Consider the following 13,673-nt stretch of genomic DNA (forward strand, 5'->3'; position numbering starts at 1 on the left):
GCCCCGCAGGGTGCCGCACTCCACCCCCCCCTGATCGGGCGCGAGCGCGAGTGGGCCCGCATGGAAGCGGCCTGGGAGGCCCGGCAGGCCATCTACCTGGCGGGGCCGCCGGGGGTGGGGAAAAGCCGGTTGCTGCTCGAGTTTGCCCAGCACAAAGGCCCCTTTTTTCTATTGCAGGCCCAGCCCTCCGATAGCGGCATCCCCTATGCCTTTTACAGTCGGGCCATCCGGCAGTCGCTGGCCCAGTTTCCGAACCTGCCGCTCCCGCCCTGGGCGCGGCGGGAGCTGGCCCGACTGGTGCCCGAGCTCTCGGACGAGCCGCCGCCCCCCATCACCACCGCAGAGGGCAAGCTGCGGCTTTTGGAGGCCATCACCGAGGTGATCCGGGCCCTGGGGCAGCAGGGGGTGAGAAGCATCATCACCGACGACTTGCAGTTCGTGCAGGATGCCGCCAGCAACGAGGTGGCCGCCTACGCCATGTCCCGGCTGCTGCCCGAAGGGGTGCTGCGCCCGCTGGTGGCCTTCCGCCCGGAAGAGCTGAACCCCCTGGTCCAGGAGACCCTCCGGCAACAGGCCCTTCAAGGCCAAGCCCTTCTGATTGACCTGAAGCCGCTCTCCGAAACCGACCTCCTGCGGCTGGTGCGGGCCCTCTCGGGCGCCTCGGGGGCCATCCGCTTCACCCAGCGCCTGTACGGGGCCACCGGGGGCAACCCGCTGTTTGTGCTCGAGACCCTCAAGTCGCTCTTTGAGTCGGGGGCGTTGCAAACGGGCCCGGAGGGCTGGCGCACCCCCTACGACCAGGAGACCACCGACTACCGCGAGCTGCCCCTGCCGGCCTCGGTGCGCGAGGTGGTGTGGCGCCGCCTGGAGCACCTGGGCGCTGCACCCCGGCGGCTTTTGGAGGCCGCCAGCCTGGCCGGCGATGGCTTCGGGCTGGAGGCGCTGAGGGGGGCCACTGCCCTGTCGGAGTGGGAAAGCCTGGAGGCCCTCGAGCAAGCCCTGGCCGCCGACCTTCTGCGCCCCTGGGGCCCAGGCTACGCCTTCAGCCACGACCTGCTGCGGCGCTCGGTTCGGGAGGGCCTGAGCCCGGAGCGCTGTCAGCTCCTGCATCGCAAACTGGCCCAGAGCCTGGAGCGGCAGGGCGACAGCCCGGCCCGCATCGCCGAGCACTGGGAAGAGGGCGGGAAGCCCAATGAGGCCATCCCCTGGCGCATCCGGGCTGCCGAGGCGGCGGTGCGGGTCTATGCCCACGCCGAGGCCCTGGAACAGTACCAGAAAGCCCTGTCCGATGGGGCAGAGGGCCGGGTGGCCTTCGAGATTCAGCGCGAACGGGCCCGGCTCTGGCAAACCCTGGACGAGCGCACCCCCTGGGCCGAGGCCCTTGAGGCCATGCAGCACTTGGCCGACGAACTGCGAGAGGCCCCCTTGCAGGCCGAGGCCCGGCTGGGCTGGGCCGAGCATCACCTGCTCTGCGGGCGCTACCGGGAGGCTTTAGCGGAGGCCGAGGGGGTGTTGCAGTCCGGGAACTTGGCCGCACCCCTACAGGCCCGGGCGCTGTACCTGGGGGGCCGGGCCCTGGCCGCCACCGGCGATCTGGAGGCTGCCGAAGCCCGTTTGTTGAAAGCCCTAGAGCACCTGCCAGAGCAGCCCCTCACCCTGGAAATCTACGACTGGCTCAGCATTTTCGCCTACCGGCAGGGCAACCTGGAAGCCGCCCTGGGCTACACCGAGGCCGAACGGGCCCTGGCCCTGGCGCTGGGCAGCCGCACCGGCCAGAACAACGCCCTGCAAAACGCCGCCACCTTCACCGCTGCCCAGGGCCGCTACGAGGAGGCGGTGCAGCTCGCCGAACAGGCCATTGCCGAGGCACGGGAGATGGGGGACGTGACCCTGCTGCGCTATGCCCTCTTGAACCTGTTTGCCATCCACTACCAGCGCAGCAACTTCGAGGCCGCCCTGGGCCCCCTCGAGGAGGGCCTGCAAAGCGCCCGTGAGCCGCAAAACCCCGAGATGGAGGCCAAGTTTCTCAACAACCTGAGCCTGGTGTACTGGTACCGGGGGGAGCTGGGGGCCGCTTACCGGGCGGTATCGCAGGCCCTGGAACTCAGCCAGAAAAGCGGCCACCGGGCCGACGCCCTGTTCTACCAGGTGGTGCTGGCCGACGATCTGCATTGGCTGGGCCAGCCCGCCGAGGCTGCCGCCCTGTTGGTATCCGCCACCGAGGCCACACGGGAACTGGGGCTGTGGAGCCGAGTGCCCTGGGCCGAGACCCACCTGGCCCGCTGCGAGGTCTCGCTGGGGCGCCCCGAACAGGCCCTGGAGCGGCTCGAGCGCCTGCGCCAGGAGCCCCGCCTGGCCGGCTTCCTGAACCCCCCGCGCATGGCCTGGGTGGAGGGGCTGGCCTGGCTGAAGCTGGACACACCGGCACTGGCATTGCAGGCGGTGCAGGATGCCCACACCGACGATCCCACCACCGCCTCGCAGCTCTGGAGCGTTCGGCTTTTGGCCCAGGCCCGGCTGGGGCAGGTTTCCCCCGAAGACCTGCAAGCGGGGCTAAGGCTTTTGCAGGCCCAGGAAATACCCCCCTTAGAAAAGCTCTCGTTGCGCCAGGCAGTGATGGCGGCCTTGCGTGCCCAGGGGGATTTGTACCAGGCCCTGAACCAGCAACGCCTGGCCGAGCAGGGCTTGCAGGCCCTATCCGAGAGCCTGAAGGAGCATCCGGAGCTACAGGAGGCGTTGGCGCGATTGGGCACTCAAACGCCAAAGTCTTCATTGGGGGAGATGTAGCAGTTCTGCGAAAACGCGGCAACGTAATGCCGGAATCTGGGAAGAGGTGATGGGTGAGGTGTGGGAGTGAGACTATGGTTGTTGGCTTGGGTTAGAAATGCGGTGCGTTCCACGCTCCCTGCCACGCCAACCCCAAAACCTTGCCAGGCCCCCTGCTAAAGATGTTGACCAGGGCAAGCTCGAGCAACGTCTCACGGGCGAAACCCATCCCGTCTGGGCCTTTATGATGAGCCCATGGCAGGGCTCGAGCAGCTGAAGCAACGCGCACGCCAGCTCAAAACCGAGACCTTTGCCCTGTACCTGGCTGCGCGTGACCCTCGGACGCCCTGGTATGCCAGACTGGTTGTTGCCGCTGTGGTTGCTTATGCCTTCAGCCCCGTGGATCTGATCCCAGATTTTATCCCGGTTCTTGGCTACCTGGATGACCTTGTGCTGATCCCTCTGGGGATTGCCTTGGCCCTACAACTGGTCCCTCAGATGGTTTTAGCCGAGAGCCGGCTCCGGGCCCGGGAAGCGATGGGGGGTGGGAAACCGGTAAGTTGGGCGGCGGCGGCATTGATCGTTTTGATCTGGTTGGGGGTAGGCGTGCTTTGCGGGGTCTGGGCTTATAGGGCGCTCCGGAGATTTTGAGCCCGCTTATAGAGAACCACTCATCATTTAGACAGATGCTGGGCCTCTAAACCGTATATCATCACGGTATGCGCGCGCTCGTGCTTTGGTTGGGCCTGTTGCTGGGCTTTGCCGCTGCGCAAGCCTCCAATCCCTATGCCCTGCGCTTTGCCCAAGCCTGGAAGCTGGTCGAGGATCGCTACTATGCAACCGACTACAACGGGCATGACTGGGCTGCAATCGGCGAGGAGTACCGGGCCCAGCTGGCCCGAATTCGGGACTGGGAAGCTTTGTATGCTCTGCTGGACGAGATGTATGGGCGCCTGCAGGATGACCACTCGAGGGTGCTGAGCCCTACCCTGGCCCGCATGTACCTGAAGGGGAGCGAGTGCCAGGCCCTGCCCTTCAAGGATTCCGATCTCAGCCTACCGGAGATACCGCCAGTGCCCGGGGAGGCCGCGGGCCAGCCCCTGTCCGCCTCCAAGCCTAAAAAGGCTGCCCCTAAGGCCTACCCTGCGCCCCAGGTTAGCCTGCGTTCGGGGGTGGTGGTCTTCAAGCTGAGCAACCTGATTGAAAGTGAGGGGGTGAGTGCCCTTCAAAACGCAGTACGCCGCTACGACGCCAAAGCCAAAGGGTACGTGTTGGACCTGCGCGGCAATCCCGGTGGGCTGGTGCTGCGAATGGCTGAGGCGGCTGGGGTATTCATGACCGGAGTCCCCTGGCGGTTGGTGAGCCGCGGGGTTTTCCCGGTGCCGCTCCCCACCTTTCCTCCCCCCTTGGCCGGCAGGCCCCAGACCACAAAGCCTTTGGTGGTGCTGATTGATGAAAAGGTGAACTCTGCTGCTGAGGGGTTGGCCGGGGCCCTCAAAGATGCCAAGCGGGCTTACCTGATCGGGGTTCGCACGGCGGGCAACACCGAGGCCCTGACCCCATACTGCTTCCCCGATGGGGGGGTGGCGCTGGTGGCCAACGGGGTGCTGGCCCCCTTCAGCGGGCCGACCTGGGAGGGCCGGGGGGTAGAACCCGACCGGCTCGAGCCCGACCCCCAAAAGCAGCTCGAGGCCGCAATTCGCTACATCCTCAAGGGGCCCTAGGGCTCGGGGCTTCGAGTTTCCCGGCGGCCCCGGTTCTGTCCAGGACAAAGCGCTATAGGTGAAGAGCGCCCTAGAACCGCTCGGTCACCGATTTCATCTGTAAGAAGTTGAGCAGGTAATCCGGCCCTCCGGCCTTGGTGTCGGTTCCGGAGAGGTTGAACCCGCCAAAGGGCTGCACCCCCACCAGCGCGCCGGTGATCTTGCGATTGAAGTAGAGGTTGCCCACGTGGAACTCCCGGCGGGCTCGCTCGAGCCGCTCCCGGTTCCGGGAAAATACCCCGCCGGTAAGGCCAAAGCGGGTGCTGTTGGCCACCTCGAGGGCCGCGTCGAAATCGGGAACCCGAATCACCGAGAGCACCGGGCCAAAGATCTCTTCCTGGGCGATACGGGCCTGGGGGCTTATCCCCTCGAAGAGGGTGGGGGCGATGAAGTAGCCGCTGCCCTCCAGCCGCCGTCCCCCCAGGGCTAGCTTGCCCTCGCTCTGGCCAATCTCAATGTAGGAGAGCACGGTGTTTTCCTGCTGTGCGCTGGCCACCGGGCCCAGGTCGGGGTTCTCGTCGGCGGGCCCCACCACCAGCCCCTCCGTCCGGTTGAGGATTCGCTCCATCAGGGGCTCGTAGACCCGATCCACCACAATCAGGCGGCTGGCCGCCGAGCACTTCTGGCCCTGAAAGCCAAAGGCACTCTGCACGGTAGCCAGGCTGGCCGCCTCCAGATCGGCGGTCTCGTCCACGATCAGGCCATCCTTGCCCCCGAGCTCGAGAAAAGTCCGCTTGAGCCAAATTTGTCCGGGGCTGAGCTTGGAGGCCGCCTCATGTATGCGCAGCCCCACCTCCAGGCTTCCGGTGAAGTTGATGAAGCGGGTACGGGGGTGCTGTACCAGATAGGCCCCGACCTCGGCTCCATCCCCAGGCAGGAAGTTGGCCACCCCTGCCGGGAGCCCGGCCTCCTCCAGGATCTCGAAGAGCTTGGCCGCAATGACCACCGTATCTTCGGCGGGTTTGGCCACCACGCAGTTGCCCACCGCAAGGGGCGCCACGGTCATTCCGGTGAGGATGGCCAAGGGAAAGTTCCAAGGTGCGATGACCACCCCCACCCCCAGGGGGATGTAGAAAGCCGCATTGTCCTCGCCGGGGAAGGGCACCACCGGGGCGCCGTCCTTGTATTTGAGGGCCGAGAGGGCGTAGTAGCGGGTGAAATCTATGGCCTCGGCCACGTCTGCAGCGGCCTCGCCCCAGTTCTTGCCGATTTCGTAGACCAGCCAGGCCTCGAGCTCCCGCTGGCGGCGCTTCATGATCTGGGCTGCTTTGAGCAATACCCGGGTTCTCGCTTCCTGCGACCAATCCTTCCAGCCCTGAAACGCCCGCCAGGCCGCATCTAAGGCCGCGTCGGCCTCAGGGGCTCCGGCCTTGGAAGTGTAGCCCACCACCTGGGCCGGGTCGGAGGGGTTGGTGCTGGCGATTTTGTCGCGGGTCTCGACCTTCTCCCCCCCGATGATGAGGGGGTAATGCCGGCCAAACTGACCGCGCACCTCGGCCAGGGCATTTTTGAGGGCTTCGTAGCTTTCGAGGTCAAAGAAGGTCTCGATCGGTTCGGGACGATAGGGGTCTAGGCTCATGGGTGCTCCTTAGGGATCTGAACTACATGTCCTGCTGATTCTAAGGCCTGGAGGGCTGGCTCGAGCTGACCCGACTTGACCCACACGTAATCGGTGTCAAAGGTAGAGACCGCAAGGATACCGATCTGGGCCTGGGCCAGCGGATTTAATACCGAGGCCAGGATGCCGCACAGGGAGAACTCGAAAGGCCCCCTGAGCTTGAGGGCCCGCCACCCGCGTTCGGCCTGGACCCCAGCCGGCACCCTGCTTTCCCAGCAGACGATGGAAAGCTCCTCGGGGCTGCGGCTGATCCCGACAAACCCCCCGCCCTCGGCCCAGGCTGGGATGGGCGAGTGGGCCGCGAGTCGGCAGATCGCGTAGGGTTCGGGGAGCAGCTCGAGGGTCAGGCTCATCCTTGCACCAGGCTGCGGGCCACAAACATCAGGTTCTCGGGTCGTTCGGCGATGCGGCGCGACAGGTACGGATACCAGTCGGTGCCGTAGGGTATATAGGCCCGCACGGTGTACCCCTCGGCGGCCAGGCGCTTTTGCTCATCCCGACGCACCCCGTAGAGCAGTTGGAACTCGAACTGCTCCGGGGTTAGGCCGCGTTCGGTTGTCCAGCGCTTCATCTCGCCGATGATGTGCGGGTCGTGCGAAGCGATGGCGGTGTAGAGCCCATTTTCCAGGGCTTTTTTGGCCAGTACCAGGTACTGTCCGTCAATCAGCCGCTTGTCCTGGAAGGCCACCTCGGGCGGCTCCTTGTAGGCTCCCTTGACGATGCGCACCGCGGGCTTGAGCGGTAAAAGCGCCTCGAGGTCCCGCTCGGTGCGCTTGAGATAGCTCTGCAACACGATCCCGGTGTTGGTATACCCAGCCTCGCGCAACCGTCGGTACACCCGCAAAGTGGCGTCTACGCGGGGGGAATCTTCCATGTCAATCCGCACGAAGCACTCGGTTTTGCGGGCCTCCTCGAGCAGGCCCTGCATCAGCTCAACAGCCAGGGCCTCGTCGAGATCCAACCCGAGCTGGGTGAGCTTAAGGGCCACATAGCGGGGGTAGGGTTTGGCGGCAAGGGCCTGGATCAGGCGAAGAATCTCGGCCTGGAACTGCCGGGATTGCTCCTCCGAGGTCACCATTTCACCCAACAAGTCGAGGATGGCGTGAATTTTGTCGGCCTCGAGGGCCTCCACCACCTGGAGGGCTTCCTCCAAGGTGTCGCCCGCAACAAAGCGTCGGGAAAAGCCCTTGCCCCGCGTGAGCATCAGGTGCTTCACGCTGGGGTGCTGCGCTACCGCCAGCACCAACGAACGGTAACTCTGATTCAGATCCATCGCCCTCATGATAGTCCGCCCCAGTCCATAATGGCGATATGGCGGTCACCTTGGATCACCTGGTCGTGGCGGCGGGGTCTTTGGAGGAAGGGGCGGAGTATGTGGGCGATTTTTTGGGGGTGGCCCTTTCCCCCGGCGGAAAGCACCCCCAGATGGGCACCCACAACCGGCTGCTCCGCCTGGGAGCCCGCCGGTACCTCGAGGTGCTGGCCCTTGACCCTGAGGCCCCACCCCCCCAGCACCCCCGCTGGTTTGGCCTGGAGGAGCCCTGGGTGCAGGCCCGGCTTCGAGAACGCCCCTGCTTGCTGCACTGGGTGGCCCGCACCGAGGATATCCATGCCTCGGTGGCGGCTTCACCGGTAGCCTTGGGGGAGGTGAGGGAGGCCTACCGAGGCCACCTGCACTGGCAGATTAGCCTGCCCGCGGATGGAAAACTGCGGGAAGGGGGGCTGGTCCCCAGCCTGATTCAGTGGGGAGCGGCCCACCCGACCGACTCGCTTCCCCCCTCTGGCTGCGAGCTGCTCGAGCTGGTGGGGTTTTACCCGCATCCCGAAGCCGTTCGTGCGGTGCTGGTGGGGCTCGGGGCTGAGCCCGAACTGGGCCTGGAGCCCGGCCCAGAACCTCGCCTAGAAGCCCGGATTCGCACCCCTTCGGGGATTAGAGTCCTGCGATAGTCATCCGGATGCTCCCGGCCAGGCTTCCCCCGGGCTCCAGGATGCGTACCCCCGTACCGCGGACCCCCTTGGCCATCAGGTTAAAGCCATCGGTGGCGTTGGAGACGGGCTCGAGGGCCAGGGTTCCATCCGGGGCAGTAAAGACCACGAAGTGCGAGAAAACCGGATCGGCCTCGAGGTGCAGGTGTACCCCAGAACCGGGCCACTCGAGCCGGGCAGTCCCCCCCCAGCCCCCGAACACCGTGTCAATATGCTGATGGCCGGGGGAGCGGGGAAGGCGGAAATCCAGCTCAGGGGGGATGGGCTGCATGCCCTCGGTAGGGATCAGGGTTTCATCTGGGATGTAGTACCCCTTGGCCTGGAATTGCAGCCGTGCATCCTCCGAACCGGCCAGGGTGCGCATGAAATAAGGGTGGATGCCGAAACCGGCGGGCATCTCCTCGGAGGAGGCGTTGATCAGCTCGAGGTAGGTCTCGAGGGTGTTTTGCTCGAGCCGATAGGTTGCCTCCACGCGATAGGCCCAGGGCCAGTTGCTGTCGGGGAATCGGGCCGAGTCGAAGCGGGCCACCAGGGTGTCGGGGGTTTCTCGCTCCACCTGCCAGGGGCGGTTGCGCACATCGCCGTGAATGGTGATCCCCGCGACCACATTGCCCTCAGGCGGATTGGCCTTGAGCAGGTATTCCCGGCCCTGGAAGCTGAACCGGGCCCCGCGGATGCGGTTGGAGTAAGGTGCTAGGGTGAAGCTGCTGTAAGGACTGGATTTCTCCGGCAGGGGCCGGGGGGTGGGCCGCAGAATGGGTAGCCAGGCGCCCCCCCGCTTGGCCTCAAACGCAGCGGGGCTCGCCCCTACTTCAGGGTTAATCTCCAGGCGCAGATGGGCGTTCTCGAGGATTTTCGTAGCCATGGCCCAAGTCTACGGTTTGCGAAGCCTTAATGTTGCGCTCTCATGTGCAGATGCGCAGAGCCTCCTCATGCTTTCTGGCTAACATTGGCCTCAGCATGGAAACGGTGTTTGGAGCGGTACTGGCAAGCGGGGTTGGGTTGATGGGTGTGTCGCTGTATCTGGGAAAGATGCACGAGGCCGGGCGCAGCTTCGCGCCCAGCGTGCGGCGTGGGTTGTTCTGGGCCTGCACCGCCTTCATGCTGGTTTTTGCCGCTGCGTTGATGGGGGCTGGGCTGCACGACACCGATGCCTACCGCTTTGTGATGGGGGCGGTGGTGGCCTATCTGACCGGCTTGTTTATCCGCAGTGCAGGCGGTCCAGCCTTCACCCAGGAGGGGAGGTTTCCCTTCAGCTCGAGGGTTGAAGGGGCGAAGGTCAAGGTCCCCCGGGGGCGCTGAGCGCCCCTTAAAACTCAGAGACTGGGCTGCCAAACCCAGTCTCTGCTTTTTCACACGCCATCAGCCCATCTGTGGGCTGCGGGGCTGAAACCACCGGCTTAACCACTCCAGGGCCCGCAGCAACGGCCCTTTGTGGGCAGCCCGCCGCACCGAGCGCGCGGCCTCCTCCGGCCCCACGTCATGGCCAATGGCCTGGGAGAGGTAGTAGCGATGATCGGAGATCCACAGGTATAAGTCGGCTTCGGTACGGCCCGGAAACTCCTGCAGGACCCCGTTCTCGCGGATTTCAGCCACCGTGGGGGCATAGAGTTGATCGTACCAGTCGGTCACCGCCTCTTCCCAGCTGACGTGGCGCTTTTGGTTGAGCCCCATGAAGTACTGATGGGTGCGGATATGGTCCAGGAGCACATCGTAGCGCCCGGCCTTGGAAAACAGGATGGGTGGGTGATCGGGGCGCAGGGTATGAAGGTGGGTGGCCTCGAGGAACCGTGCGTACTCGCCCTTGAGGATCACGTCGTGCAGGGTGTCGTTAGGGTCTAGGTCTACCGGGACGTTCAGTTCGATCACGTAGGCGTCAATGTAGTGTTGGCCGAGGGCTTTGGCCAGCGCGACCCGGTGGTTGCCATCCTTGACGAAATACACCTCCCCCACCTGGTATACCTCAATCGGCGGGAACTCGGTACCGCTGAGCTGGGCTGTGCGGATGCGGGTCCAGCGCTCCACGGTGTGGGGTTCGCGGGGTAAAAAATGGGCATCGAAGTCGTCGTAGCGATCCACCGAGCCGACGATCTTGTCCACCTCGATGGTCTGAAGACCTTTGTAGTACTCGCCTTTAGGGCGTAACTCGCTGACCACCGCAAAGGGCAGGAGGGTGTTGGGTTCCCCGCGCAGGCGATGCAACAAATCGTGCAACAGCACCCGGCGCGACAGGGCCTCGGCTTCGAACTGGGCCTGGCGGTCCAACTCCACAGCTCAAGTTTAGCTTGTTAATCTGGTTACAAGTGTGTGAACGGGGCATTGACACCCCCAACCCTTGACGCTGCCCTGACCCGCTGGGGAACTCCGCGGATTCGCTCCAAAACCGGGCCTGCTGCAGGGGGCGAATTGGGACAAGCTGGTAATGCGCCCGTAACCGGGTTGAATTACAGTTAACCTATGGGCATGGTCCAATCGGGGGTTCCCCGGCAGCCAAACCGAGTTCTCTCCCTACTCTGGAGCAATCCGGTCCCTCGGGGCTTCCTCTTAACCGGCCTGACCCTGGTTGGTTTGATCGGAGAGCTGGCCGCGGCTCGAGCCGGTCAGGACGGGCTCGAGCAGGTTTTTTACCTTGTGGCTTTCCTGGCCGGAGGGGTTCCCAGCGCCCTGGCTGCGCTTCAGACCCTGCTTAAGGAGCACAAGCTGGATGTCAACCTGTTGATGGTGATCGCGGCCCTGGGGGCGCTAAGTGTGGGCCAGGCCGCCGACGGGGTCATTTTGCTGTTTCTCTTCAGCCTCTCCAACACCCTGCAAGACTGGGCCTTTACCCGTACCCGCAGGGCCATCGAAGCCCTCATGGCCCTGCGCCCGGAGGGGGCTACGGTGCGCCGCGGGGACCAGGAGGTCTGGGTAAGCCTCGAGGACCTACAGGTGGGGGATCTGATGCTGGTGCGCCCGGGGGAACGCTTCGCGGCGGACGCTCGGCTCGAGGAAGGCCATACCTATGTGGACGAGAGCGCCATCACCGGCGAGAGCGTACCGGTGCACAAGGGGCCGGGGGATGTGCTGAAAAGCGGGACCTTGAACGGCCAGGGGGTGGTGGCGGCTCGGGTAGAGCGGCCCGCCAGCGAGAGCACCCTGGCCCGCCTGATTCAACTGGTCGAGGCGGCTCGAGCCGCCAAGAGCCCTACCGAGCAGTTCGCGGCGCGGCTCGAGGGTCCTTACACCCTGGCCGTGCTGCTCTCGGTCCCGCTGATTTATGGGCTCATGCACTACCTGCTGGGCCTGTCCTCGGCAGAGGCCTGGTATCGGGCCATGACCTTTCTGGTGGTGGCCAGTCCGTGCGCGGTGGTGATCTCCACCCCTGTCGCGGTGCTTTCGGCCATGGCCGCAGGGGCCAGGGCCGGGGTTTTGTTCAAGAGCGGGGCGGCGCTAGAGGCTTTGGCTCAGGCGCGGATTGTGGCCTTCGACAAAACCGGTACCCTGACCGAGGGGCGGATGCGGCTGGTGGAGCTTCTTCCCCTCGAGGGCAGCCGGGATCAGGCCCATGCCCTGGCCGCGGGCCTCGAGCGGTACAGCGAGCACCCCATTGCCAAGGCCATTACCGCAGCCTTCTCGGGGGAGGCCGCGCCGGTGACAGCGGTTCAGGCCCTGCGCGGCAAGGGCATCGTAGGGGAGCTGCAGGGCCAGCGGGTCTGGGCCGGGACCCGCATCCTGGCGGAGGAACAGGGGGCCAGCCTATCCGCTTTTGTCCAGGCCCACCTCGAGCGGCTCGAAGGCCAGGGGTTCACCACCCTGCTCCTGGGCCGGGAAAACCGCATTGTGGCCCTGCTTGCGGTGGCCGATACCCCTCGGCCCGAGGCCGCTGCGGCGGTCAAAGCCCTGCGCCGGCGGGGGCTGCGGGTGGTGATGCTCAGCGGCGATCGCTTGGCGGTGGCCCAGCATATTGCCCAAGCAATTGGCGTGCCCGAGGTACGGGCGGAGCTGTTGCCCGAGGAGAAGCTCCGAATCATTGCCGATCTGCGGGCCGAGGGGCGGGTGGCGATGGTTGGCGACGGGGTCAATGACGCCCCCGCCCTGGTCAGCGCCGATGTGGGCATCTCGATGGCGGCGGGTTCGGATGTCGCGCTGGAGAGTGCCGATGCCGTGCTGATGAACAACGACCTCTCGAGGTTGAGCGGAGCCCTGGCCCTGGCCCGGGCCGCCAACCGCACCGTGCGGTTCAACCTCCTTTTGGCCCTGAGCGTGATTGTGGTGGTAGGGGCCTTGGCTTTGCTGGGGCAAGTACCCCTACCGCTGGGGGTTTTAGCCCACGAGGGGGGGACGGTTTTTGTGGTGATGATGGGCTTGCGGCTGCTGGGTTTCAGGGACTTTGGGCCGAGCCCATCTGAACTCAAAGAGCCTCTAGAACTGGAAACGGCGGCCTCCTGAGGGCCAGCCCTAGAGGAGTCCAGGCCGCCCGATCAGGCTGCGGTCCAGCCTCCGTCGGCGTGAAACTCAGCCCCGGTACAGTATGAGGCCTCTTCCGAGGCCAGAAAAGCGATCACCGCGGCGATCTCCTCGGGCTTACCCAAGCGCCCCATGGGGGTTAGGCTGAGGATTGCCTGTAGGGTTGCGGCCATCGCGGGGTCTGAGGGATCCTTGACCGGGCGGATCATCGGCGTGTCAATGAATCCAGGATGCACCGAGTTAACCCGTATGCCCTCTTTGGCATAGCGCAACGCGGCATTTTTGGTCATCAGCCGCACCGCACCCTTGGCCGAGTGGTATGCGACGGAGGCCCCGAACCCACCCACCGTGCCGAAAATCGAGGAGATATTGACGATGCTCCCACCCCCAGCTTTGCGCATCTCGGGCACGGCATGCTTCATCCCCAGCCAGACCCCGGTTTGGTTGATGGCGATGACCCGGTTATACCCCTCGAGCGTCTCCTGCTCCACATCGGCAAACGTGCCCACCCCGGCGTTGTTGACCAGGATATCCAGGCGGCCATAGGTGCGTACCGCCTGCTCGACCACCGCCTGCCAGTCGGCCTCGCGGCTCACGTCATGGTGCTGGTAGAGCGCACCGAGCTCCTGGGCAAAGGCCTGGCCCACCTCATCCTCCACATCGGTGAGGAGTACTTTGGCCCCCTCCTCAACCAGCCGCCGGGCGGTGGCTCCCCCGATGCCGTCGGGATGAGCCGCCCCGGTCACGATGGCCACTTTATCCCTGAGTCCGCGCATACGATCCCCCTCTGGATTACCGCTCGAGCCCCGCTCCGGCCAACCCTTCCACCCCCAGGCCGATCCCCAGGGCCTTGATCTCATCGCGTTTTAGCAACAGATAGTCCAGCCGCTCGCTGTGGGCCCCGCGCTCGATGCGGGCATTGCGCATCACCAGCACGTTTTCCGGCCCCTCCCAGCGGGCCGCCTGGCGGCGGAAGGTCTCGAGATCGGGAAACTCACTGGGTTCGATCTCCTCGCCTATGACCACCTGTCCCCCCAACAACACCACCCGTTCACGCTTCATAACCCCCTCCTCCTTTGCAGCCTGTGCGATCA

Annotated in this window: 13 protein-coding genes; 6 read left to right on the plus strand and 7 right to left on the minus strand. The window is 65.2% G+C overall.

The window, feature by feature from the left end; genetic code table 11:
• The 3 genes from Mgrana_RS01305 to Mgrana_RS01315 form a co-directional block, all read left to right on the plus strand.
• The coding region (locus Mgrana_RS01305) for an ATP-binding protein (RefSeq protein WP_240631199.1) at window positions 1-2,787 on the plus strand (2,787 nt) is incomplete at its 5' end.
• A 234-nt stretch (window positions 2,788-3,021) separates the two neighbouring features.
• Window positions 3,022-3,417, plus strand: a complete 396-nt coding sequence (locus Mgrana_RS01310; RefSeq protein WP_119355803.1) for a YkvA family protein — start codon at window positions 3,022-3,024, stop codon at window positions 3,415-3,417.
• Window positions 3,418-3,485: 68 nt separating this feature from the next.
• Window positions 3,486-4,490 carry a S41 family peptidase gene (locus Mgrana_RS01315; RefSeq protein ID WP_119355804.1) on the plus strand — a complete coding sequence of 335 codons (1,005 nt, stop codon included), beginning with the start codon at window positions 3,486-3,488 and terminating at the stop codon, window positions 4,488-4,490.
• A 70-nt stretch (window positions 4,491-4,560) separates the two neighbouring features.
• On the opposite strand, the gene pruA is transcribed toward Mgrana_RS01315, so the two are convergent.
• From pruA to Mgrana_RS01330, 3 genes are read right to left on the minus strand one after another with little or no spacing between them, the layout of a single operon-like run.
• Entirely contained in the window at window positions 4,561-6,108 is a 1,548-nt protein-coding gene (pruA, locus tag Mgrana_RS01320) for an L-glutamate gamma-semialdehyde dehydrogenase (RefSeq protein ID WP_119355805.1), read from the minus strand.
• Window positions 6,105-6,500: an ACT domain-containing protein gene (locus tag Mgrana_RS01325; protein WP_119355806.1), complete on the minus strand. Its 396-nt coding sequence runs from the start codon at window positions 6,498-6,500 to the stop codon at window positions 6,105-6,107. The genes pruA and Mgrana_RS01325 overlap by 4 nt, the downstream gene beginning before the upstream one ends.
• The gene (locus Mgrana_RS01330; protein WP_119355807.1) at window positions 6,497-7,420 is read right to left on the minus strand and encodes a proline dehydrogenase; all 924 of its coding nucleotides are present in this window, start codon (window positions 7,418-7,420) and stop codon (window positions 6,497-6,499) included. Before Mgrana_RS01330 ends, Mgrana_RS01325 begins: the two co-directional genes overlap by 4 nt.
• Before the next feature lie 38 nt (window positions 7,421-7,458).
• Here Mgrana_RS01330 and Mgrana_RS01335 point away from each other — a divergent pair, with 38 nt between their 5' ends.
• The gene (locus Mgrana_RS01335; protein WP_119355808.1) at window positions 7,459-8,094 is read left to right on the plus strand and encodes a VOC family protein; all 636 of its coding nucleotides are present in this window, start codon (window positions 7,459-7,461) and stop codon (window positions 8,092-8,094) included.
• Here the strand turns inward: Mgrana_RS01335 and Mgrana_RS01340 are convergent.
• The gene (locus Mgrana_RS01340) at window positions 8,078-8,998 is read right to left on the minus strand and encodes an aldose 1-epimerase (RefSeq protein ID WP_119355809.1); all 921 of its coding nucleotides are present in this window, start codon (window positions 8,996-8,998) and stop codon (window positions 8,078-8,080) included. The two genes, Mgrana_RS01335 and Mgrana_RS01340, sit on opposite strands and share 17 nt — an antisense overlap.
• Window positions 8,999-9,093: 95 nt before the next feature.
• On the opposite strand from Mgrana_RS01340, the gene Mgrana_RS01345 reads away from it, so the two are divergent.
• Window positions 9,094-9,435, plus strand: coding sequence for a hypothetical protein (locus Mgrana_RS01345; protein WP_147021091.1), 342 nt, complete (start codon window positions 9,094-9,096; stop codon window positions 9,433-9,435).
• Between the two features lie 60 nt (window positions 9,436-9,495).
• On the opposite strand, the gene Mgrana_RS01350 is transcribed toward Mgrana_RS01345, so the two are convergent.
• Window positions 9,496-10,404 (minus strand): DUF4032 domain-containing protein, encoded by a 909-nt coding sequence (locus Mgrana_RS01350; RefSeq protein WP_119355811.1) that lies wholly within the window; start codon window positions 10,402-10,404, stop codon window positions 9,496-9,498.
• Between the two features lie 186 nt (window positions 10,405-10,590).
• On the opposite strand from Mgrana_RS01350, the gene Mgrana_RS01355 reads away from it, so the two are divergent.
• Window positions 10,591-12,561, plus strand: coding sequence for a heavy metal translocating P-type ATPase (locus Mgrana_RS01355; RefSeq protein WP_240631200.1), 1,971 nt, complete (start codon window positions 10,591-10,593; stop codon window positions 12,559-12,561).
• 32 nt (window positions 12,562-12,593) lie between these two features.
• Here the strand turns inward: Mgrana_RS01355 and Mgrana_RS01360 are convergent, their stop codons facing one another.
• Together Mgrana_RS01360 and Mgrana_RS01365 are read right to left on the minus strand one after the other, a co-directional pair.
• Window positions 12,594-13,355 (minus strand): SDR family NAD(P)-dependent oxidoreductase, encoded by a 762-nt coding sequence (locus tag Mgrana_RS01360; protein ID WP_119355813.1) that lies wholly within the window; start codon window positions 13,353-13,355, stop codon window positions 12,594-12,596.
• Between the two features lie 16 nt (window positions 13,356-13,371).
• Window positions 13,372-13,641, minus strand: a complete 270-nt coding sequence (locus tag Mgrana_RS01365) for a hypothetical protein (protein WP_147021090.1) — start codon at window positions 13,639-13,641, stop codon at window positions 13,372-13,374.
• Window positions 13,642-13,673 lie beyond the last annotated feature (32 nt).

This window comes from Meiothermus granaticius NBRC 107808, from assembly GCF_003574355.1.
Taxonomy (GTDB): Bacteria; Deinococcota; Deinococci; order Deinococcales; family Thermaceae; genus Meiothermus; species Meiothermus granaticius.